The 21,962-nt window shown below is 65.7% G+C and carries 23 protein-coding genes and 1 pseudogene; 17 read left to right on the forward strand and 7 right to left on the reverse strand.

Translation table 11 applies throughout. The annotated features are described in order from the left end of the window. Window positions 1-54: 54 nt before the first annotated feature. Together dapA and epsC are read right to left on the reverse strand one after the other, a co-directional pair. Window positions 55-921 (reverse strand): 4-hydroxy-tetrahydrodipicolinate synthase, encoded by an 867-nt coding sequence (dapA, locus tag RS899_RS11625; protein WP_315810005.1) that lies wholly within the window; start codon window positions 919-921, stop codon window positions 55-57. Between the two features lie 311 nt (window positions 922-1,232). After that, window positions 1,233-2,186, reverse strand: coding sequence for a serine O-acetyltransferase EpsC (epsC, locus tag RS899_RS11630; RefSeq protein ID WP_139093067.1), 954 nt, complete (start codon window positions 2,184-2,186; stop codon window positions 1,233-1,235). Window positions 2,187-2,567: 381 nt separating this feature from the next. On the opposite strand from epsC, the pseudogene ssuD reads away from it, so the two are divergent. Further along, window positions 2,568-3,709, forward strand: a pseudogene (gene ssuD, locus RS899_RS11635) (FMNH2-dependent alkanesulfonate monooxygenase). Between the two features lie 108 nt (window positions 3,710-3,817). Next, entirely contained in the window at window positions 3,818-4,036 is a 219-nt protein-coding gene (locus tag RS899_RS11640) for a hypothetical protein (RefSeq protein WP_054906886.1), read from the forward strand. 9 nt (window positions 4,037-4,045) lie between these two features. Here the strand turns inward: RS899_RS11640 and RS899_RS11645 are convergent, their stop codons facing one another. Then, on the reverse strand, window positions 4,046-4,291 hold the full coding sequence (locus tag RS899_RS11645; RefSeq protein ID WP_315810006.1) for a hypothetical protein: 246 nt from the start codon (window positions 4,289-4,291) through the stop codon (window positions 4,046-4,048). 80 nt (window positions 4,292-4,371) lie between these two features. Beyond that, window positions 4,372-4,611: a hypothetical protein gene (locus RS899_RS11650; RefSeq protein ID WP_139093068.1), complete on the reverse strand. Its 240-nt coding sequence runs from the start codon at window positions 4,609-4,611 to the stop codon at window positions 4,372-4,374. 247 nt (window positions 4,612-4,858) lie between these two features. Between RS899_RS11650 and RS899_RS11655 the strand changes: the two genes are divergently transcribed. After that, on the forward strand, window positions 4,859-5,041 hold the full coding sequence (locus tag RS899_RS11655) for a hypothetical protein (RefSeq protein ID WP_065085275.1): 183 nt from the start codon (window positions 4,859-4,861) through the stop codon (window positions 5,039-5,041). 170 nt (window positions 5,042-5,211) lie between these two features. Continuing rightward, window positions 5,212-5,379 (forward strand): general stress protein, encoded by a 168-nt coding sequence (locus tag RS899_RS11660; protein WP_081754103.1) that lies wholly within the window; start codon window positions 5,212-5,214, stop codon window positions 5,377-5,379. A gap of 124 nt (window positions 5,380-5,503) precedes the next feature. Here the strand turns inward: RS899_RS11660 and RS899_RS11665 are convergent, their stop codons facing one another. Then, window positions 5,504-5,677: a hypothetical protein gene (locus RS899_RS11665; protein ID WP_315810007.1), complete on the reverse strand. Its 174-nt coding sequence runs from the start codon at window positions 5,675-5,677 to the stop codon at window positions 5,504-5,506. Between the two features lie 378 nt (window positions 5,678-6,055). On the opposite strand from RS899_RS11665, the gene RS899_RS11670 reads away from it, so the two are divergent. Beyond that, window positions 6,056-6,697 (forward strand): phosphoribosyltransferase, encoded by a 642-nt coding sequence (locus RS899_RS11670; protein WP_315810008.1) that lies wholly within the window; start codon window positions 6,056-6,058, stop codon window positions 6,695-6,697. Window positions 6,698-6,814: 117 nt separating this feature from the next. On the opposite strand, the gene RS899_RS11675 is transcribed toward RS899_RS11670, so the two are convergent. Beyond that, window positions 6,815-7,855, reverse strand: a complete 1,041-nt coding sequence (locus RS899_RS11675; protein WP_315810009.1) for a LacI family DNA-binding transcriptional regulator — start codon at window positions 7,853-7,855, stop codon at window positions 6,815-6,817. A 221-nt stretch (window positions 7,856-8,076) separates the two neighbouring features. Between RS899_RS11675 and RS899_RS11680 the strand changes: the two genes are divergently transcribed. The 7 genes from RS899_RS11680 (at window position 8,077) to RS899_RS11710 (ending at window position 16,505) form a co-directional block, all read left to right on the forward strand. Beyond that, window positions 8,077-10,335 carry a TonB-dependent receptor gene (locus tag RS899_RS11680; protein ID WP_315810010.1) on the forward strand — a complete coding sequence of 753 codons (2,259 nt, stop codon included), beginning with the start codon at window positions 8,077-8,079 and terminating at the stop codon, window positions 10,333-10,335. 98 nt (window positions 10,336-10,433) lie between these two features. Next, entirely contained in the window at window positions 10,434-11,756 is a 1,323-nt protein-coding gene (locus RS899_RS11685) for an LLM class flavin-dependent oxidoreductase (RefSeq protein WP_315810011.1), read from the forward strand. 46 nt (window positions 11,757-11,802) lie between these two features. Next, window positions 11,803-12,846 (forward strand): L-glyceraldehyde 3-phosphate reductase, encoded by a 1,044-nt coding sequence (mgrA, locus tag RS899_RS11690; RefSeq protein ID WP_315810012.1) that lies wholly within the window; start codon window positions 11,803-11,805, stop codon window positions 12,844-12,846. Window positions 12,847-12,850: 4 nt separating this feature from the next. Then, window positions 12,851-13,777 carry a sulfonate ABC transporter substrate-binding protein gene (locus tag RS899_RS11695; protein WP_409978060.1) on the forward strand — a complete coding sequence of 309 codons (927 nt, stop codon included), beginning with the start codon at window positions 12,851-12,853 and terminating at the stop codon, window positions 13,775-13,777. A 436-nt stretch (window positions 13,778-14,213) separates the two neighbouring features. Continuing rightward, the gene (locus RS899_RS11700) at window positions 14,214-15,020 is read left to right on the forward strand and encodes an ABC transporter substrate-binding protein (RefSeq protein ID WP_233299638.1); all 807 of its coding nucleotides are present in this window, start codon (window positions 14,214-14,216) and stop codon (window positions 15,018-15,020) included. Window positions 15,021-15,097: 77 nt separating this feature from the next. Then, window positions 15,098-15,811 carry an amino acid ABC transporter permease gene (locus RS899_RS11705; RefSeq protein ID WP_315810013.1) on the forward strand — a complete coding sequence of 238 codons (714 nt, stop codon included), beginning with the start codon at window positions 15,098-15,100 and terminating at the stop codon, window positions 15,809-15,811. Window position 15,812: 1 nt separating this feature from the next. After that, entirely contained in the window at window positions 15,813-16,505 is a 693-nt protein-coding gene (locus tag RS899_RS11710; protein ID WP_315810014.1) for an amino acid ABC transporter permease, read from the forward strand. Window positions 16,506-16,508: 3 nt separating this feature from the next. Here the strand turns inward: RS899_RS11710 and RS899_RS11715 are convergent, their stop codons facing one another. Continuing rightward, window positions 16,509-17,258, reverse strand: coding sequence for a thioredoxin family protein (locus RS899_RS11715; RefSeq protein ID WP_315810015.1), 750 nt, complete (start codon window positions 17,256-17,258; stop codon window positions 16,509-16,511). Between the two features lie 95 nt (window positions 17,259-17,353). Here RS899_RS11715 and RS899_RS11720 point away from each other — a divergent pair, with 95 nt between their 5' ends. The 5 genes from RS899_RS11720 to RS899_RS11740 all read left to right on the forward strand — a co-directional run bounded on the left by RS899_RS11720 (window position 17,354) and on the right by RS899_RS11740 (window position 21,957). Then, window positions 17,354-18,574 (forward strand): helix-turn-helix domain-containing protein, encoded by a 1,221-nt coding sequence (locus RS899_RS11720; RefSeq protein ID WP_315810016.1) that lies wholly within the window; start codon window positions 17,354-17,356, stop codon window positions 18,572-18,574. Window positions 18,575-18,616: 42 nt separating this feature from the next. Further along, window positions 18,617-19,264 (forward strand): DUF5074 domain-containing protein, encoded by a 648-nt coding sequence (locus RS899_RS11725; RefSeq protein ID WP_084357896.1) that lies wholly within the window; start codon window positions 18,617-18,619, stop codon window positions 19,262-19,264. Window positions 19,265-19,339: 75 nt separating this feature from the next. Then, on the forward strand, window positions 19,340-19,789 hold the full coding sequence (locus tag RS899_RS11730) for a methyltransferase family protein (protein WP_024766496.1): 450 nt from the start codon (window positions 19,340-19,342) through the stop codon (window positions 19,787-19,789). Window positions 19,790-19,888: 99 nt separating this feature from the next. Then, window positions 19,889-20,581: a response regulator transcription factor gene (locus RS899_RS11735; protein ID WP_233299632.1), complete on the forward strand. Its 693-nt coding sequence runs from the start codon at window positions 19,889-19,891 to the stop codon at window positions 20,579-20,581. Continuing rightward, the gene (locus RS899_RS11740) at window positions 20,581-21,957 is read left to right on the forward strand and encodes a sensor histidine kinase (RefSeq protein WP_315810017.1); all 1,377 of its coding nucleotides are present in this window, start codon (window positions 20,581-20,583) and stop codon (window positions 21,955-21,957) included. The genes RS899_RS11735 and RS899_RS11740 overlap by 1 nt, the downstream gene beginning before the upstream one ends. Window positions 21,958-21,962 lie beyond the last annotated feature (5 nt).

The following is a 21,962-nucleotide window of genomic DNA, read 5'->3' on the forward strand; positions in this document are numbered from 1 at the left end:
GTTACCATTTGCCGCCAATCATTCTAGTAACGCGTTACCAGCCTTCTGCAAAGCCTATTCGGCCAGCGCCGCCAAAACTCCGCGCAGTCTTTCCAGTGTCGCCGGTGTGCACGCCTGCATCGGCTCGCGCACCTCGTTGGCAATCAATCCTTGCAGTGCCAGCGCGCCCTTGACGGCTGAGGGGTTCGGCTCAGCGAAAGCGGCCTGCATCCAGGGCAGCAAGCGGTAGAAAATGGCGCGGGCAGCGATGACATTTCCTTCCTCCATCTGCCGGAACATCTGCATGTAGAGCTCGGCACCTACATGGGCCGACGCCGAGATCGCGCCGGCACCGCCCAGGCACAGGTTGGAGAAGATCTGCAGGTCCTCGCCCGTAAGCACATCGACGTGTCCGTCGGCGATCAGCGCCATGGTGGTTTCCGGGTCACCGCCGCAGTCCTTGATTGCGGCAATGTTGGGATGGCGGACGATGCGGCGCAGCGTTTCGCTCTCGATGCGCACACCGGTGCGATACGGAATGTCGTAGAGCACAACGGGCACACTGGCTGCGTCGGCGATGGTGTGGAAGAAGGATTCCAGGCCGGCCTGCGACGGACGAATGTAGTACGGCGCCGGCACCAGTACAGCGGCCACCGGGCGGCACTGGATGTCCTCCAGGCAGGCCAGGAGCTCAGGCTGATTGTTGCCTGCCAACCCCATGATCACCTGCCGTGACGGCACCCATTGCAGTACCGCGTCGAGTACTTCCAGCTGCTCCGAGTGGCTCAAGGCGGCCGCCTCGCCAGTGGTGCCGCAGACGACAAAACCGCTGACGCCCTCCTCCAGCAGCTTCGCTACCAGGCGCTGCAGGGCCGGAAAATCGACGGCGCCGTCACGAAAAGGCGTGGCCAGCGCCACCCAGATTCCACGAAAACTCGACATGCAAAAACTCCTGTTGGCTGACCGTCGGGTCGCCGTCAGGGAGGGTGCGGGAATCAAGCGGGAGGGAGGTTCGACCTTGCGCCTTGTGTCCTGTCAGCCCATCTGACGGGACAGCGCCCCGGTCAAATGAGCGACTGTTTCTTCGATTTCTTCGCAACGACGACGCACGCGCCAGCCTGGGCAAGGAAGCCCGAAGCGGAAAGCGAGTGATCGTGAGTGGGAAGCATGGAAATGCCGTTGCGCTAAATGTCTGACAGATACTGCTGAAGGAGCGAGGGAGCTGTCAACTCCCCTGCCCCGCTTCCATCGCCTCAATCCTTGCCGCAGCGACTCTCGTCGTGCTGCAGGCTGGCCTGGCTCACCTGGCTGCCTGGCGGGACGCTGCGAGTCAGCCAGACGTTGCCGCCGATGGTCGAGCCCTTGCCGATGGTGACGCGCCCCAGGATGGTGGCGCCAGCGTAGATCACCACTTCGTCTTCGACGATCGGGTGGCGTGGTTCGCCCTTGTGCAGCTGGCCGGTTTCGTCAGCGGTGAAGCGCTTCGCACCCAGGGTTACCGCCTGGTAGATGCGCACCTGTTTGCCGATGATCGCGGTTTCTCCGATTACCACGCCGGTGCCATGGTCGATGAAGAAACTGCTGCCGATCTGCGCGCCGGGATGGATGTCGATGCCGGTGGCCGAGTGCGCCAGCTCCGAGATGATCCGGGCCAGCAATGGCAAGCCGGCGTTGTACAGGTGATGCGCAAGGCGGTGGTGGATAATCGCGACGACGCCCGGGTAGCACAGCAGAACCTCGTCGACGCTGCGCGCGGCAGGGTCACCCTGGTAGGCGGCGAGCACGTCGGCATCCAGCAATTTGCGCATTTCCGGGAGCGCACGGGCGAAGTCACGCACCAGCAGCACGGCATGCTCGTCGATCCGGCTATCCACGACATCACCGCGCTGCCGCGCGCTGTAGCGCAGCTCCAGGCGGGCCTGCACCAGTAGTGCATTGAGGGCCGCGTCCAGCGTATGGCCGACAAAGAAGTCTTCGCTTTCCTCGCGCAGGTCGTTCGGGCCGAGGCGCATGGGAAACAATGCGCTCGCCAGGCGTTCGACCACTTCCTCAATGGAGTGCCGCGAAGGCAGTTCACGACCGCCCTGTTCCGGATGTCGCCCAGTGCGGGATCGCCACTCGTTACGGGCGCCGCGCAGGTCCTCGACGATCTGCGCCAGTTGCCAGTTCACCGGGCCATTCTCGTTCAGTCGATTGGCGTCGTTCATCGCTTGCTGTGTTCCTTGGTATTCAGAGGCTTCGATCACGAATGCCTATCCTGATCGGTCGCGCTTCCGAGGACAAATCGCCGGAAGGCATAACCTAATGCCTTTTTTGCAGCACCAGGTGCTGGCACAGCAACAGTCGATCAACAGTGCAGCTGACACAGCAACACTTTCCCGGCGGCGAATCCCCCGGAATCCGCGGGCCGCAGCGCTGGCACAAGCCTTGCTACCCTGCAGGACCGCAGCGCAGCCGCCCTCTTCTTTTTCTGCCTGAATCGAGCGCACGAACCGTGCCGGCTGCCGGGCCGTATTCCAATGAAGACTTGCCACGCGTGCACCGACGGGGCGACGCCCCACTCCGATGATGGCAACGAGGACACCCCTATGAGTCTGGATATTTTCTGGTTCCTGCCGACCTCCGGCGACACCCGCTACCTAGGTCATTCCGGCAGCGGCCGTCCGGCAACCAACGAGTACATGCGGCAGATCGCGGTCGCCGCCGACCAACTCGGTTACGACGGCCTGCTGATTCCTACAGGCAGTAGCTGCCTGGATCCCTGGGTCACCGCAGCCAGCCTGGTGCCGGTCACGCAGAGGATCAAGCTGCTGGTGGCGTTGCGCACCTCGCTGGGCAACCCGACAGCCTCCGCGCGCCAGGCCGCTTCCCTGGATCAGGCCAGTGGCGGTCGGCTGCTGCTCAACGTCGTTCCTGGCGGAGACACTACTGAACTGGAGGCGGATGGCGTTTTCCTCTGCCACGACGAACGCTACGCCGCCTCGGATGAATTCCTCACCATCTGGCGCCGCCTGCTGTCAGGCGAGACGGTGGACTTCGAAGGCCAGCACCTGAAGGTAAAAGGTGCGCAGAACTTCTTCCCTCCCGTGCAGAAGCCCTACCCGCCCCTGTACTTCGGCGGCTCCTCGCCTGCCGCCCATGAACTGGCCGCCAGGCATGTGGATGCCTACCTGACCTGGGGCGAGCCGCCCGCCGCCGTGGCCGAGAAGATTGCCGACGTGCGCGAACGGGCAGCGCGCCTGGGGCGCACGGTGCGATTCGGCGTGCGCTTGCATGTGATCGTGCGGGAAACCAACGAGAAGGCCTGGGCCGCCGCCGACGAACTGATCAGCCACCTGGATGACGCCACCATCGCGGCCGCGCAGTCGAACTACGCGAAGATGGATTCGGTTGGCCAGCAGCGCATGGCCGCGCTGCATGGTGGCGACCGCAACAAGCTGGAGGTTGCGCCAAACCTCTGGGCCGGCGTCGGCCTGGTCCGTGGCGGTGCCGGCACCGCTCTGGTAGGCGACCCGCAAACCGTGGCGGCACGCCTGCTGGAATATGCCGCGCTGGGAGTCGACAGCTTCGTGCTGTCGGGCTACCCGCACCTGGAGGAAGCCTACCGTTTTGCCGAACTGGTATTCCCGCTGCTGCCTGGCAAGGGGCGTGTAACGGTGGATGGCGTGCTCACCGGGGCGCCTTCGACGTACGCGCCGGGCGCGAGGAGGCCAAGGACGCTGCCGCCTGATCGGTCAGCTCAAGTGTCGGTCCGATGACTAGTATTGCCCCTGAGCGATCAGGGGCTACGCTTGTCAGCCATTCCACAGATCGACCCTGCCAGGGAAGTCGCACGACCATGCAATGGCTGATCGAGTATCAACTCAACGGCAAGGACCGCCACCTGCTCATGCGCGCGCGGAGCATTCCCCATATCAAGGCGATCGCCTTCTCCATCTATGTTCGTGAGTTCCCCGAGCAGCCCCGCCCGCTGCACTCCTCCGCCGAGGTCGAATCCTGGCTGGGCGCCTGCGGCATCACCATCAGCGACGTCCGCCTGGTCTCGGCGCAGACCTGAGGCGTCGGCCTAGTCTCCCGCCCTGGCAACACGGTAGGAAACGTCCTGCACGTTGTGGGCTTCGACATTGCGGCGGATGGTGTGGTAACGCTTCTGGTAGCCGCGCAGATCGTGGATCGGGATGTGCAGATGGCGCGCCACGTGGCTCCATGCCCGCGCTTCGCTCATGGATTCGTCCTCGGCTTCGAACTCGAATTCCCGCCCGTCTCGCACAAAGCAGACGTGGTACCGCCTGGCCAGGGATTCGTCCTGCATGGTGCCTCCGGATTCTGGCTCTCTCCCAAGCACTGACCGGGCGACCGTAGCAGCGGTTCAAATCGATCGTTCGAGCTGGATCAGTCCATGACCACCCATGAAATGGTGCCTCCCTCGCCGGGCGCATGGTGCAGCACGAGATCGATCCGGTGGGCGGCGTGAAGCAGGGTTTCCGCGTCGTGCTCCAGCAACTGCGCCGCGGCCATCAGCGCCGATGCCGTGTCGGCAGTGCCGGCCTTGAGCGCGGCTTCGCGCAGCACCTGGACGACGCAGGTCTCGTTGAAAGCCGAGGCCATCAATACCTTCCGCAGTCGTTCCACGTCAGCCTCCCTTGGCCCTGTGCGCCTGTGAGGAATAGCTCCATTTGACCCAGTGCGTCGCCTTGGCCGACGATTGGCGCGGCTTGCGAGCTCGGTTATTATTGGTAACGCGTTACCATGGAAAGTAGATCAATACGGTAACGCGTTACCACTCCCTGATGAGGCCCGCATGAAAGACGCCAAGGACAGAGCCACTCGCGACGCTTTCGAAGCCCCGAGCAAAGGCCGCCCCCGCAAGGAAGGCGCCATGACCAACGCCGAAAAGCAGGCCGCCTACCGCAAGCGTCGCGCGGAATCCGGCGGCGGCGCGGTAATGCTCAACAACGAAGAAATCTGGCTGATCTGCCACGCCCTCGATGGCAAGGTCTGGGAGGCGGACGCCGAGCAGCGGCAAAAGCTCATTGCCCGGCTTCGCAAGCGCGTGGTGTGACCGGCGTGCCAGCAAGCGAACTTGGCTCGGCCGTGCTCCCCCATATAACGAGCGTCCGCTCGATTCATGCCTGATCGTTCTTAAAATCAGTCGAACACCGCTGATCGATTTGTTTCGGATGAAGTGAATGCACCGCATTCGCCCATTCACTTCCCACGGAGTAGTTCCCCATGGCCGAACACAGAGGTGGTAAAGGCAACTTTGCGGAAGACCCCCAGCGGGCATCCGAGGCCGGCAGAAAAGGCGGCCAGCATAGCGGCGGCAATTTCAAGAATGACCCGGCGCGTGCATCCGAGGCGGGTCGCAAGGGAGGCCAGCGCAGTCGCGCTGATCACTGACCCGGCAGAGGTGGTCTCCGGCGCTCGCCGGTCCGATGAATCCACCCTGCTCTCTTCAACGAAAACGGCGCCCAGGGACGGGCGCCGTTTTCGCTGGTTGCCATCGGTGCGGCGAGCACCCCGGTCATTGAGTGCAGAGCACCTCGCCGACCTGGATATCGGAGCGCGAATCGCGCCCGATCGGGCCATGCAGTGCGCGGACGAATTGTTGCGCCTGCTGGCGGCTCAGGCTCTCCTGCACCAGCACAGTGCTCATGGGTTGGCCGTTGCGGCGGTAGCGGATCAGGTACGCGTGCATGGCGATCTCTCCTCGGTTGGCTGGCGGCAGACGAAACTCGCAGGAGCAACTATAGGCACAGCTCCGGCAAAGAGCGGGGATCGGTACCGTTTCGGCATGGGCCTGATACTGGGAGTCGCAACACCGGTAGTCGTTCAAGGTGCGTGACAGACGCTCCCAACGCGACCGTCCGTGCGCAATTCCTGAACCTTCGATAGGGCGGCGGCTCACAGCCCATGGCAGACCCATGCAGGCTCAGTTGCCTTGGATCTGCCAGGCGCAATCGATTTCCAGCGGCTCGCAGTCGCAGCGAGGTCCGTCTAGCCTGAACCGGCAAACGCATCCGCATATGGCGCCAGGCTCAGGACAGGCTGCTGTGATTCGCGAAAGGAGGTTCAGATGCCCTCAGTGCAATACACCAACCGTCGCCATGCCGGCGTGGCGCTGGCGATGGCCCTGCGCGACATGCCGCTGGAGAACCCGCTGATCCTCGCCCTACCCCGCGGTGGCGTGCCCGTCGGCAAGGAGATCGCCCGGGCGCTGGGCGCGCCGCTGGATGTACTGCTGGTGCGCAAGATCGGCGCACCCGGTAACGAGGAGAACGCCCTGGGCGCCATTGTCGACGGTCCCGAGCCGAACTGGGTGGTGGACGAACAGATGCTCGAGCAGCTTGATCCGCCGCCGGAATGGTTCGAACAGCAGGTGCTGGAGCAGATCCGCGAACTGGAGCGGCGCCGTTTGCTGTACCGCGGCGCGAAGGCGCCAGCGCAACTCGAGGATCGTGACCTGATCGTCGTCGATGACGGCCTGGCGACCGGCAGCAGTGTGCGCGCCGCGCTCAAGTGCCTGCGTGCGCAGCACCCGCACAAGGTAGTGCTCGCCGTTCCGGTAGGCCCGGCAGAAACCGTGCAGAAGCTGCGTGACGAGGTGGATACCCTGATCTGCCTGGACACGCCGTCACCGTTCCGCGCAGTGGGTGATCACTACCGGGACTTCCACCAACTCAGTGACCAGGAAGTGATCGACCTGCTGGCCAAGTAGGCGCGCTTGAGCTTTTTGCAGAAGCGAGTCTGCTCGCGAACTGCTCGACTACGGAGCCGCCGAGATACTCGTTCGCGAGCAAGCTCGCTCCTGCAGTGGGCGGACAGACAGCGGGATTCAGGCGCTTTCGCGCTCCAGCACCCGGCAGTCGAGCAGGTTCAGGCGTTCCACCTCGCCATCCAGTGGTACCACGCCAATGGATTGCAGCACGCGTAGCGCTGCGATCTCGCCGATCTCGCGGGCTGGCGGCTTGATGGTGGACAGGCTGGGCAGCAGCATCGGCGCGAAGGGATAGTCACCGAACCCCAGCACCGCGCATTCATCAGGAATCTTCAGCCCTGCGCGCTGCCCCGCGAGCAGGCCACCGGCAGCGAGGTTGTCGTTGGCGAAAACGATCGCCTCAGGGCGTTCCGACCCTCGTGCCATCAATGCTTCCATGGCCTGCCGCCCAGCCTCGAAAGGCGCGCTCTCGGTGGGTACGAACATCCAGGGCTCGCCACCCAGTTCGCGCAAGGTATCGGCATAGCCGTCGCGGCGGTCCAGGGCGCTGAAGTCCCCCGGCGCGCTGTTCTGCACGAAGGCGATTCGCCGGTAGCCCTTGCCGTGCAGGTAGTACACGGCATCCACGCCCACCTGGTAATGGGAAAAGCCCACCTGGATCGGCGCGCGCCCAGGCTGGTAGTCCCACACATCCACCACTGGCATGTCCGCCGCTGCAATGAGCTTTTCGGTGGCCGGCGTGTGGAAATGGCTGGTCAGTACCAGCGCCGCCGGGTTCCAGCCGAGGAAGGCGCGCACGGCGTTTTCTTCCTTGTCTTCGGAGAAGTAACTGGACGCCAGCAGCAGTTGGTAGCCGTGCGCGGCCAGGGTGTCGCTGAAGGCCTGGATGGTGTCGGCGAAGATCGGCCCGGAAATGTTCGGCACCACCATCCCCACTACCCTGCCCCGCGCCGAAGCCAGCCCGCCAGCGACCTGGTTGGGCACGTAGCCCAGCGCCTCCACCGCCGCGCCGATGCGCTCGCGCAGGTCATCCGACAGCTGCGCCGGCTGATTGAAGTAGCGCGACACGCTGATGGCGGAAACCTTCGCCAGCTCTGCCACGGCGGTCAGCGTCACGCGCCCTGCCCCACGGCGTTTGCGCGGTGTCTGGTTGGCCAATTCGGCGCTCCTGTTTCTGTATTTCAGGAATATAAACGTAATTTTTAATTATTTGACGATCTATTTGTCGATTCAGGATACTCGCCGATGTTAGCGCTAACAACACAAACTGTCCGCAACGATTCCAGCCACTCGCACGAGCGAGCGCTCGTGACAGTCCCGTAGAAAAAGGCGCCCCGGCAAAGAGAACCGAGGGCGGACCAGGGCACGAAGGAGTGGCTATGCAATCGCAACAACGGGGGACGCTCGGCCGTCCGCAATTCACTGGCCGACGCAGCGCGCTGGCCCTGGGCATCGCCAGCGTGATCGGGGCACTGGCCTGCAGCGTGCAGGCCGCCGAAACCACCGGCAGCGATACCCAGTCCGCCGACTCGGCACCGACGCTCAAGGCGGTGACCGTCACCGCGACCCGCCGCGAAGAGTCGCTGCAGAAGGTTCCGGTCGCGGTCTCGGTGATCGACGGCGAACAGCTGGAGCGCGACAACCGCAACAACGTATCGAGCATCGTGCAGCAGGTGCCGACGCTGAATTTCCGCACCGGCGCCTCGAACAAGGACACCTCGCTGTTCGTCCGTGGCGTCGGCACCATTTCCACCTCCCCCGGCGTGGAGCCGAGCGTGTCGACGGTGATCGACGGCGTGGTGCTCGGTCGCCCCGGCCAGGCGACCCTGGACCTGCTCGACGTGGAACGCATCGAAGTGCTGCGCGGCCCGCAGGGCACGCTGTTTGGCAAGAACGCTTCGGCCGGCGTGCTCAACGTGGTGACCCGCGCGGTGCCGGACGAAACCACCGGCTACATCGACTACTCGCATTTTGGCGGCGGCAACGAGAACCGCACCCGCTTCGGCATCGGCGGCACGCTGATCCCCGGCAAGCTAAAGGCCAGCGTCACCACCCTGGTGGGCAGCTACGACGGCAACGTCGACAACGTCTACAACGGCCACGAGGTGAACGGCTACAACCGCGCCGGCGCTCGCACCAGGTTCGAGCTCACACCGAACGACGACCTCAAGGTCACGCTGATCGCCGATTACATGAAGGGTAACGACGACGGCCCCAGCGGCGTGATCACCAGCACCACCAGCCCGGCATTCGCCAACGCCCTGCGCCCGGTAACGGCGGACAGCGACAACCGCAAGATCAACAGCGATTACCGCACCCACGTCGACGACACCAACAAGGGCCTGTCGGCGCAGCTGGACTGGAACCTGGGCGACTACACCCTGACGTCCATCAGCGCATGGCGCGGTTGGGACAACACCCAGTGGCAGGATGGCGACCGCCTTTCGCAGGTCACCGCGAGCATTCCCAGTTCCCACGACAAGGGCGAGTTGAACTACGACCAGTACTCCCAGGAGCTTCGCCTGGCCTCACCCAAGGGGGAGTTCCTCGAGTACGTCGGTGGCCTGTACTACATGCATGCCGTGGACGACGAAACCTACCGCCGCGTGGTGACCTCAACCACCGCGCAGAACAGCGGCGTGGCCGACTACGGCACGCGCAGCGACACCTACGCGGTGTTTGGCGAGAGCACGCTGAACTTCACCGATGATTTCCGTGGCATCGCCGGCCTGCGCTACACCCACGACGACCTCGAGTACGACCATCGCCGGCGCTCCACCTCCGCCACGGCGGTCACCGGCATCCAGCCGTCCACGTCCAGCTCCGGCTCCACCGACGAGGACGGCTGGTCCGGCCGCCTCGGCCTGCAGTACGACCTCAGCGAGCAGCTCACCAGCTACGTCACCTACTCGCGCGGCTACAAGGGCCCGGCGTACAACGTGTTCTTCAACATGCAGCCGCGCGATACCGACGCGCTCAAGCCGGAGACTTCCAACTCCTGGGAAGCCGGCCTGAAGGCCACCGCGCTGGAGAACCGCCTGACCGCCAACCTGGCGGTGTTCCACACCGTCTACGACAACTACCAGGCGAACTTCTACGACACCGTCGCCGGCCAGGTAGTCACCCGCCTGATCAACGCCGGCAAGGTGAAGACCGAAGGCGCCGAGCTTGACTTCAGCTACCAGGCCACCCGCCAGTTGAAACTCTCCGGTGCCCTCGCCTACACCAAGGCCCGTGTCGACAGCTTCGCCTGCCCGCCGGGTGCGGCGTCCAGCTGCAACGTCGACGGCAAGCCGCTGCCCTTCACCCCGGACTGGAAGAGCTACGTGCGCGCCGACTACAGCATCCCGCTGGACAACGGCCTGGATGTGGAACTGGGCACCGACTACAGCTGGCAGGACAAGGTGCAGTACGACCTCAGCCAGAACCCCGACACCATCCAGGGCGCCTACGGCCTGTGGAACGCCAGCATTGCCCTGGCCGACTACAACGACGGCTGGCGCGTAGCTCTGCTCGGCAAGAACCTCACCGACAAGTCCTACTCGCCGTTGCTCGCAACGGGCGGCAGCTACATCTACCGCATGGTGCCGCGCGACGACGGGCGCTACTTCGGCGTGGAACTGCGCAAGGACTTCTGAGCCTTCCGAGAAAGTGCGACGCCGGCTCGCCCCGGCGCCGCCCATGAGATCGAACCCGCTGCCTTGCGTCCTCCCAATGGACACACAGGAAACCCGACATGACACGAACCCTTTCCCTCGGCGCCTTTCTCATGGCCACCGGTCACCACGTCGCCGCGTGGCGCTACCCGGATGTCCCGGCTGACGGCGGCCTGGATTTCCGCCTGTACAAGCGATTGGCGCAGATAGCCGAGGCGGCGAAATTCGACGCCGTCTTCGTTGCCGACAGCGTGGCCGCGCCCACGGCGGAGATCGCCAGCCGCATGGCCCGCTCCGATCACTTCGAACCACTGACGCTGCTCTCGGCACTGGCAGCGGTGACCGAGCGCATCGGCCTGGTCGCTACCGTGACCACCAGCTACAACGAGCCCTACCACGTGGCACGAAAGTTCGCCTCGCTCGACCACCTCTCTGGCGGTCGCTCAGGCTGGAACCTGGTGACCTCCGACGCGGCCGCCGAGGCGCTGAACTTCAACCGCCAGGAACACTTCGGCCACGCCGAGCGCTATGCCCGCGCGCGGGAATTCCATGACGTGGTGACGGGACTGTGGGACAGCTGGGAAGACGACGCCTTCACCCGCGACAAGGCCAGCGGGCAGTACTACGACCCGGCCAAGCTGCACGTGCTGAACCACGAAGGCGAACACTTCCGCGTGCAAGGCCCGCTGAACGTCGCGCGCTCGCCCCAGGGCCGCCCGGTGATCGTCCAGGCCGGCAGTTCCGAAACCGGCCGCGAGCTGGCCGCGCAGACTGCCGAAGTGGTGTTCACCGCGCAGACCTCGCTCGCCGCCGCCCGCGACTTCTACAGCGACCTGAAGGGCCGCCTGGGCACGTTCGGCCGTACGCCGGATGAGCTGAAGATCATGCCGGGCGTGTTCGTGGTGGTCGGGCAGAGCCAGAGCGAAGCGCAGGAGAAATTCGAGGCATTCCAGGAGCTGGTGGAGCCTCATGTCGGCGTCGCCCTGCTCTCGCGCATGCTCGGCAACTTCGATCTCTCTGCCTACCCGCTGGACGGTCCGTTGCCCGAGCTGCCGCTGACCGACAGCGGCCAGCGTAGCCGCCAGCTGCTGCTCACCGAACTGGCCGGGCGCGAGAACCTCACCCTCGCCCAGCTTGGCCGGCGCATCGCCGGTGGTCGCGGGCACTACAGCCTGATCGGCACGCCGACGCAGATCGCCGACGAGCTCCAGGCCTGGTTTGAAGGCGGCGCCGCCGACGGCTTCAACGTACTGGTGCCGCACCTGCCGGGCGGGCTGGAAGATGTCGCCAACTTCGTGGTGCCGGAGCTGCAACGTCGCGGACTGTTCCGTCGCGACTACAGCGGCAGCACCCTGCGCGACCACCTCGGGCTCAAGCGCCCGGCCAATCGCTATACCCCCTGACGATTCACGGGCCGCCCCTGTGCGGCCCGTTTGCAAAGGAGCATCCATGACCTACCTCGCCCACCCCGACCGCTACCAGCGCGTCCCCTACCGCCGCGTCGGCCGCAGCGGCCTGGTGCTGCCAGCCCTCTCCCTCGGCCTGTGGCACAACTTCGGTGACAGCATGCCGCTGGACCGCCAGCGCGCCCTGCTGCGCACCGCCTTCGACCTGGGCATCAACCACTTCGACCTGGCCAACAACTACGGCCCACCCTACGGCAGCGCCGAGATCAACTTCGGTCGTCTGCTGCGCAAGGACTTCGCCGCCTACCGCGACGAACTGGTGATCTCCACCAAGGCCGGCTGGGACATGTGGCCCGGCCCCTATGGCCAGGGCGGCAGCTCGCGCAAGTACCTGCTGTCCAGCCTCGACCAGAGCCTGCAGCGCCTGGGCGTGGACTACGTGGACATCTTCTATTCCCACCGCTTCGACCCGGACACGCCGCTGGAGGAAACCGCCGGCGCACTGGCCAGCGCCGTGCAGCAGGGCAAGGCGCTGTACGTCGGTATTTCGTCCTACTCCGCGGGCAAGACCTCCGAACTGGCCGCGCTACTGAAGGAATGGAAGGTGCCGCTGCTGATCCACCAGCCGGCCTACAACCTGTTCAACCGCTGGGTGGAGAAGGACCTGCTGGCCACCACCGACGAACTGGGCGCCGGCGTCATCGCCTTCACCCCGCTGGCCCAGGGACTGCTGACCGACCGCTACCTGAATGGCGTGCCGGCCGATGCGCGGGTCAATCAACCGGGCGGCGCGTCGCTGCGGCCGGAGCATCTGTCCGAGGACAACCTGCGCCGCGCCCGCGCGCTGAATGAAATCGCCCAGCGCCGCGGGCAGAGCCTGGCGCAACTGGCACTGGCCTGGGTACTGCGTGATGCCCGCGTGACCTCCGCGCTGATCGGCGCGAGCCGCCCCGAACAGATCGTCGAGAACGTCGCCGCCCTGAACAATCTCACCTTCAGCGCAGAAGAACTGGCGGAGATCGATCACTACGCAGTGGAAGGCGGGATCAACCTCTGGGAAAAGCCCTCCCACGACTGGAAGGAATGAGCCTGTGAAGCTGCTTCATCGACTGCTCACCGGGTTGCTGCTTGTGGTCGGCACCGCCCAGGCGCAGGACCCGGCGCAACTGCGCATCGGCTACCAGAAAGCCTCGGTCAGCCTGGTGCTGGCCAAGGAGCATGGCCTGCTGGAACAGCGCTTCCCGCACACGCAGATCCAGTGGATCGAATTCCCCGCCGGCCCGCAGATGCTCGAGGCGCTGAACGTCGGCAGCCTGGACCTGGGCTCCACCGGCGACATCCCGCCGATCTTCGCCCAGGCGGCCGGCGCCGACCTGCTCTATGTCGGCGTCGAGCCGCCCAAGCCGCAGGCGGAAACCGTCGTGGTGCCCAAGGGCAGCCCGATCCACAGCGTGGCCGAACTCAAGGGCAAGCGCGTGGCCTTCCAGAAAGGCTCCAGCTCGCACAACCTGCTGCTGCGCCTGTTGCAGCAGGCCGGCCTGACCCTGCGCGATATCCAGCCGCTGTATCTCACACCGGCCGACGCCCGCGCCGCCTTCGAGAGCGGCAAAGTTGATGCGTGGGCGATCTGGGACCCGTGGTACTCGGCGCTGCTGCTGGGCGGCAACGCGCGGCTCCTGGCGGATGGTTCCGAGGTGGGATTGAGCGGGCCGTTCTACCTGTCCAGCCGTGTGTACGCTGGAGCGAATCCCGAGTTCATCCGCCAAGTGCTGGACAGCCTCAACCAGGCCGAAGCCCTGACCCGCAGCGACGAAGCTGGCAGCATAACGATCATGGCGCGTGTCACCGGCCTCTCCCCGGATGTGATCGCGGAAACCTTCAAGCACCGCCCTCCTTCAGCGATCCGCCCGCTGGACGATGCCGACATCGCCGCACAGCAGCGCACCGCCGACCTGTTCCTTGCCGAGCGCATCCTGCCGCGCGCCGTCGACATCAGCGCCGCCCGCTGGAAGCCCTGACAGCTTCCGCCCTTTGTAGGAGCGAGCTTGCTCGCGAACGAAGTTCCCGGCGACTCGGGCGCTTGGCCGTTCGCGAGCAAGCTCGCTCCTACAGGTGCAATTCCGCGAGATCGACGTGCGGTAGGAGCGGACTCCGTCCGCGATGTCTTCTAGCCGCGCCAAGGTGCCTGGGGCGTAGCAATCGCGGTCGGAGTCCGCTCCCACGCACATGCGAAAATCATAAAAACGGTTATCTAACTGGTTACTTTATATTGCTTCCAGTTATTAGATAGACGAATTCATTCCTTCTCCGCCACCCCGCCCCACTGCCACACTCGGCTTCGCCGGCGGGCGACCCCCGCCGCTCTACAGCGGGCTTCTCCCACCCTCGAGCGCCCGCTCTCGATCATTCCGGACCCCGTCACACGAGCGTGGCCCGACAAGGAGCTGGATGTTCATGAAGAAACTCACTGCCGTTACCGCCCTCGCCCTGGCCGTCCTCTCCGGGCTGGCCCACGCCGACCGCCTGGACGACATCAAGAAGGCCGGCGTGCTGCGCGTCGCCGCCTTCGACAGCAACCCGCCATTCGGCTTCGTCGATGCCAAGAGCAAGCAGATCGAAGGCCTCGACGTGGATTACGCCAAGGCCCTGGCGAACAAGCTCGGCGTCAAGCTGCAGGTGCTGCCGACCAACCCGGCCAACCGTATTCCGCTGCTGACCGCGAACAAGGTCGACCTGGTGCTGGCCAACTTCACCATCACCCCCGAGCGCGCCGAGCAGGTCGATTTCAGCATTCCCTACTTCTCCTCGGGCCAACAGTTCATCGTCAGGAAAGGCACCCTGAGCAGCCCTGACCAGCTGAACAAATGGCGCGTCGGCGTCGACAAGGGCACCGTCAACGAAGGCGTGCTGCGCGAGAAATTCCCCGGCGCCAAGGTCATCGCCTACGACGACACGCCGTTCGCCTTCACCGCCCTGCGCAACGGCCAGGTCCAGGCCATCACCCAGGACGGCCCCAAGCTGATCGGCCTGCTGGCCAACGTGCCGGACAAGGACAAGTACGAAGTCCCGCCCTTCACCATTTCCAACGACCTGATCGGCGTTGGCATTCCCAAGGGCGAGAAGGCCCTGGCCGAGTTCGTCAACCAGAGCCTCACGGAACTGGAAGCCCAGGGCCAGGCGCAGAAGATCTACGACACCTGGTTCGGCCCGGACACCAAGACCCCGCTGGCCCGCCTGTACAAGATCGGCGACAAGAGCTGATCCGCGCCGCACTCCGCACCACCCCACGCCCCGGTTCGCCGGGGCGTGTCCGTTTCTTCCACTGATGGATTCGTGACATGTTCGGCGAACTGCTCGCCCCGACCTACCTGCGCTGGTTGCTCGACGGCTTCCTGCTGACCCTCGGTATCTCCCTGTTCTGCTGCCTGATCGCCACCCTGCTCGGCGCACCCCTGGCCATCGCCCGGCAAGCGAAGTCGCGCTGGCTGTCGTGGCCGACGCGGGCCTATCTCGCGCTGTTGCGCAACACGCCGCTGCTGGTGCAGCTGTTCTTCTGGTACTTCGGCGTGCCCGCCCTGCTCCCGGAGGAGCTGGTGTTCTGGCTCAACTCGCCCCATGAGCTGGGCTGGCTGGCGTGGCCGTCCTTCGAGTTTCTCGCCGCCGCCTGGGGGCTGACGCTCTACACCACGGCGTTCATCGCCGAGGAGTTTCGCGCCGGCATCGCCTCGGTCAGCGCGCAGCAGCGCGAGGCCGGCATGGCGCTGGGCCTTCGCCCACTGCAGGTGTGGCGCTGGGTGGTCCTGCCGCAGGCACTGCGCACCGCGCTGCCGCCCTTGATGGGGCAATACATGAATGCGCTGAAGAATTCCTCGCTGGCCATGGCCATCGGCCTCGCGGAACTTTCCTACGCCTCGCGGCAGGTGGAGACGCAGACCTTCAAGACCTTCCAGGCGTTCGGCATCGCCACCCTGCTGTACATCGGCGCCATCGCGCTGATCGAGGCGCTGGGCCAGGCGATTCAGCAGACCCGCCGCTATCGCCAGGGGGCCTGACATGGACTTCTCGGTAATCTCGGACAACCTGTCCTATTTCCTCATCGGCGCCTACCCGGACGGCCCACTGGGTGGCGCGGCACTCACGGCAATCCTTGCCCTGGCCTCAGGCCTTGCCTCCGCAGTGATCGGCTTGGCACTGGGCATCGCGTTGTCGGTATTGGGTGGCAAAGCGCGCCTGCTGCTGGTGGCGTTCCTCGGTTTCTTCCGCGCCATCCCGGTGCTGATGCTGATCTTCTGGGTCTACTTCCTGCTGCCCATCGTCCTGCACATCGACGTGCCGGCACTGGGCACGGTGGTCTGCGCCCTGTCGCTGATCGGCGGGGCCTATCTGGCGCACTCGGTGCACGCGGGTATCGAAAGCCTGCCCAAGGGCCAGTGGGACGCCGCCCGCGCGCTGGGCCTGCGCCCATGGCAGGTGCTCACCCTGGTGATCCTGCCGCAGGCGCTGCCGATCATGCTGCCATCGTTCCTCAATCAGTGGGTCTCGCTGATCAAGGACACTTCGCTGGCCTACGTGATTGGCGTAGGCGAGCTGTCCTTCGTCGCCACCCAGGTGAGCAATCGGGTGATGGTGCATCCCACGGAAGTCTTCCTGTTCGTCGCCCTGCTGTACTTCCTGCTGTGCACGGCGCTGGACCTGACGGCGGCGTTGGTGGCGAGGCTGCGGCCGGCTTATCGCAAGCCCGTGTGAGCCTCAGTATTCATCGTGCCGGCGCCACCACATGCCCTGCTCGTTGCGCCCCCGTGGCGCGCGGTCAAGCCACTGGAACAGGCCCCAGAGGGCATCCAGGCCGCGGGCGTAGGTGGAGTAGCAGTGATAGATGTGGTCGCCTTCGCGAACGAAGCTGCTCATGCCGGGCAGATCACGGGTAAAAGTCGCCACATCGGTGCCGCAGCAGGCGGCGGTTTCCACGACGGGTGCCGGTGCCGGCCCCGTGGCCGGGCCTTCGCGGCGGAAGTTGTAGTCGACTTCCCCGCCGCGCTGCTGTGCCTCGGTGAAGGACACATTGAAGTCGTAGTTGAAGCCGCTGCCGTGGGATGACGCCCAGGGGAAGCTCCAGCCCATGCGTCGCCGATACCCCAGCAGCCTTTCCAGCGGTGCGCGGGACACCGCCACCAGGCTGACGTCGTGGTTCGCCAGGTGGCTGGCGTAGCCGTCGAAACCGTCGGCAATGTTCGAGCAGGACGGGCAGCCGGCGCGGTAGTCCGGACCGAACATGAAGTGGTAGACCAGCAACTGCGAGCGGCCGGCAAACAGCTCCTGAAGGCTTGCCGGGCCCTGTTCGGTGTCGAAGCGGTAGTCCTTGTCGATCAGCACCCAGGGCAGCGCCTGGCGCTTGCGGGCCAGCTCGTCGCTGCGCCGGGTCAGCGCCTTTTCCTCGGCCAGCAGCTCCAGGCGTGCGGCCAGCCATTCTTCGCGGGTGCCGATGGAATGGGCAGTCATGGCAGTTCTCCTCCGCCAGCGGCGGTTCGGTGGGCATGGCTTAGACTAGGCAGCGGGCCGACGTCGACGGGAGTGACAAAGGTGGCGGGATTTCCATGGATTCGCTGATCACCGCGGCTGCCCGCGCTTTGGCAGCGGGCGATCCGCTGGGCGCGTTGAACCGCGTGGCACTCCGCGAAGACCCGCCGGCTCTCGCCCTGCGCGGCATTGCCATGGCGCAACTGAACGACTATCCACGCGCCCGAGCCCTGCTCCGCCGTGCCGGCCGCGCGTTTGGCGCCCATGAGCCGATGGAGCGAGCGCGCTGCCGGGTTGCCGAGGCGGAAGTGGCGCTGGCCAGCCGCGAACTGAATTGGCCGGCCGAGCCGATGGAAAACGCCGCGAAGACTCTGGAGGCTCACGGCGACGAGGGAAACGCGGCCCAGGCGCGTTATGTGCTGATTCGCCGAGCGCTGCTGGTCGGCCATCTTGACGAGGCAGAAAGCCGGCTGGCGGCGCTCAATCCAAGCACCATCCCGGTACCATTGCGTGCTGTGCACTGGCTCATCGTCTCGGGCCTGGCCGTGCGCCGGGTGCGTGCCGGCGAAGCGCGCGCGGCGCTGCGGGCTGCGGCCCAGGCAGCCGGGGAAGCCGGAATCCCGGCGCTGTGCGCCGAGATCGAGCAGGCCGGGCGACTGCTCAATGCACCGGCCGCACGACTGATCTCGCCGCAAGCGGATCGCCTGTTGTCGCTGGAGGAAGTGGAAAGTCTGCTGGGCTCCGACGCTTTGGTGGTGGACGCCTGCCGCAGCCGCTTCGGCTCTGTGGCGCTGGCCAGCCGGCCGGTGCTCTTTGCCCTGGCCCGCGCGCTGGCCGAAGCCTGGCCCGGCGATGTATCACGCGCAGACCTGATCGCCCGGGTGTTCCGCACCCGCCACCCGGACGAAACCCACCGGGCGCGCCTGCGGGTGGAGATGGGCCGCTTGCGCCGCCTGCTGCAGCCACTGGCGCGGCAGCCACTGGCACGGATAGCGGCGACGCCGCGCGGGTTCGCGCTGTATCCCGAAATGACCACCCGCCTGATTGTCCTCGCGCCACCGCTGGAGGACTCCCACGCCGAGGTGCTGGCCTTGCTGAGCGATGGCGAGGCCTGGTCCAGTTCTGCCCTGGCCATGGCGCTCGGCAGCAGCCAGCGCAGCATACAGCGCGCGCTCGAAACACTGGCCAGAACCGGGCGGGTACAGGCGTTGGGCCAGGGCCGGGCGCGGCGCTGGACGCTGCCGCCAGCGCCCGGATTCGCGACGACCTTGTTACTCCCCGCGCCCTTCGGCGCCTGAATAGGCTCAAGCCTCCCATTCACAACGTGCAGGGCCAAAACCATGACTCGCTACAAGCAATCTCCCGCAGAAGTACTCCAGGAATACGGCCCATACCCCGGCGTTGAGACCGTCGCTGGCGTGACCTGGGACGGCGAGCGCGTCTGGATCGCTACCGGTGACCATCTGCAACGGCTGGACCCCGCCAGCGGCGAGCTGGAAGCGTCGATCGCAGTTCCTGCCCACGCCGGTACGGCCTTTGACGGCAAGTACCTGTACCAGATCGGCGAAAGCATCATTCAGAAGATCGACCCGGCCAGCGGCAAGGTGCTGGCGAGCATTCCGGCGCCCGGCAAGGGTGGCGACTCCGGCATGGCCTGGGCGGAGGGTTCGCTCTGGGTCGGCGAGTACCGCGCCAGGAAGATTCATCAGATCGACCCGGAAACCGGTGAAGTCCTGCGTACGATTGATTCAAATCGTTTCGTCACCGGCGTCACCTGGGTCGAAGGACAACTCTGGCATGGCACCTGGGAGCCGGAGTCGACCTACAGCGAGCTACGCCGCATCGACCCGCAGTCCGGCGAGGTTCTGGAGCAGTTGGACATGCCCGAGGGCGTGCACGTTTCCGGCCTGGAAGCCGACGGCGCCGAGCGTTTCTACTGTGGCGGCGGCAACAGCGGCAAGGTCCGCGCGGTGCGTCGGCCGCGCTGAGGCGCGCCAACGAAAGCGATCTGGGCTAGTGTTGGCAGCTCACTGGATTTGGCCGCACTGGCCCGGAGACCGAGCATGGATTGGCTGGAACACCGCATTCCCCCGCCCCTGGTGGCGATCATCAGTGGCCTGCTGATGTGGCTGGCGGTACGCCCGATTGCGCCCCTGGGTGGCCGCCTTTGGCTGGCGCTGCTGGTGGTGCTGGCCGGGGCGGCGGTATGCCTGGCAGGCGTGGCGTCTTTCCGCCGTGCACGCACCACGGTCAATCCGCTGAAACCGGAGAGCGCCTCGTCCCTGGTGGTCGCCGGCATCTACCGGCACACCCGCAACCCCATGTACCTGGGCTTCGCCATCATCCTGCTGGGCTGGTGCGTGTTCCTCGGGTCCGCACTGGCGGTGCTCGGTGTCGCAGCCTTCGTGCTGTACATCGGCCGATTCCAGATCCGCCCCGAGGAAAGGGCGTTGCGCGAGCTGTTCGGCGCGGAGTTCGAGGCTTTCTGCGGTCGGGTGCGACGCTGGGTCTGAGGGTCTCGCGGCAGATTGCCATTGCCTTGTGACCGGGAGAGATGAGATATTTGCAAATGCTAAACATTCTCATCAAAGAAACTCTCATCAAGGTTTATCGTGTCCCCTTCGCTTCTGCTGGTGGAGGACGATTCCCGTCTTCGCCTGGACCTCGAACGCCATTTCTGTCAGCGCGGTTTTGCCGTCACCACCTGCGCCAACGGTGACCAGGGCCTCGTAGCCGTTCACCAGAACGACTTCGACCTGGTCCTGCTGGACATCATGCTGCCCGGCGTCGATGGCCTTTCCCTGCTCGATACCCTGCGCAGCCATCGCACTACGCCGGTCATGCTGATGTCCGCCCTTGGCGCGGAGCAGGACCGCATCACCGGCTTCACCCGTGGCGCCGACGATTACCTGCCCAAGCCGTTCAGCCTGGCGGAACTGGACGCGCGCATCGATGCGCTGCTGCGCCGGGCCAACCTGGACCGTGCCCGCGAGGTGCCTCGCCCCCAGGGCTCGCTGGAGTTCGACGAGGAGCTGCAGGACGTTTCCCGCAACGGTGAGCACGCAGGGCTGACGCATTCCGAGTATCGCCTGCTGGCCACGCTGAACGCCCACGCCGGCGAGGCACTGAGCAAGAGTTTCCTCTACCAGAGCGTGCTGCACCGCGCGTACACGCGCCTCGACCGTGGGCTGGACGTGCACGTCTGCAACCTGCGCCGCAAGCTGGCCGCCATCGGCGCGCAGCAGGTGCAGATCCAGGCGGTGCGCGGCCAGGGCTACATCCTGGTGGATGCGGAACGCCACTGATGCGTCGTCATCCCCTGCTATGGAAGATCGCCGCGCTGCAGGTCGGCTTCTGCCTGCTGCTGACCTGGCTGATCTGGACCTGGGGCCTGTCGCTGGAGCGCAGCACCTACTTCCTGGGCGAAGCCGATCGCGACTACCTCGCGCGCTATGCCGAGCAGGCGGAAATGGTCTTCGAGCAGCACGGCGCCGAAGGTGTCGAGCGCTTCCGCCGGGAGCTGTCCGCCGCTGAAGACACCTGGGTGGCGGTGATCGGCGACCACCTGCAGAGCCTGGGCACCACGCCACTGACGGCGGCGGAATCCAGCCACCTGACGTTCATGCGCAAGCTCGACTGGCCGATGAGCCGACGCCTGCAGGATGAGTTGCCCTACGTCAGCATCGAGTTTCCCACGCATCCCGAACGCGGCCGGCTGGTCATGCAACTGCCCGAGCGGCTGCTACCTGGCGGCCTGACGCCCTGGACGCACCTGTTCAGCCACGGCGTGGTGCCGACCCTGCTGGCCGCCCTCCTCGGCCTGCTGATCTACCGCCACCTGGTGCTGCCGCTCAATCGCCTGCGCGCTCGTGCCGACGCCCTGCGCGCCGACGATCTGGACAGCGACATGCCCGGCACGCCACTGGCCAATCGCCGCGATGAGCTGGGCGAGCTGGCACTGGTCTTCGATCACATGGCCGAGCGGCTACGCCATAGCCTTGCCCAGCAGCGACTGCTGCTGCGCACCCTGTCCCACGAGCTGCGCACTCCGCTGGCACGCCTGCGCATCGCCCATGGCAGCGACCTGCCGGCGGAGCATCTGCGCGAGCGGCTGGACCGTGAGATCAACGATATGCAGCGCCTGCTGGAAGACACCCTCGACCTGGCGTGGATGGATACCGAGCGCCCGCAGCTCGAACGTGAGCCGGTGCTGGTGCTGTCGGTGTGGGAGGCGCTGCGCGAAGACGCCTGCTTCGAAAGTGGCTGGGAAGTCGAACGCCTGCCCTGCTCGCTGGGCACCGACTGCATCGTGCAGGTGCACCTGGACAGCTTCGCCCAGGCCATCGAGAACCTGCTGCGCAACGGTATCCGTCACTCCCCGCGCAACGGCAAGGTACGTCTGGACGGCTGGCGCGAGGGCGGGTTCTGGCATCTGTGCGTCAGTGACGATGGCCCCGGCGTCGCCGAACCTGACCTGGAGCGCATCTTCCAGCCCTACCAGCGGCTACAGCCGTCCGAGTCCAGCGGTTTCGGCCTTGGCCTGGCCATCGCCCGGCGCGGAGTCGAGCTGGCGGACGGCCGACTGTGGGCCGAGAACGGCGCGAAGAATGGCCAGGCCGGGCTCTGCCTGCACCTGCTGCTGCCCGCAGCGCCGTCCCAACAGTCCATCGCAAGTGTTTAGAAAGT

This window comes from Pseudomonas sp. C9-3, from assembly GCF_032392015.1.
GTDB classification, from domain to species: Bacteria; Pseudomonadota; Gammaproteobacteria; order Pseudomonadales; family Pseudomonadaceae; genus Pseudomonas; species Pseudomonas nitroreducens.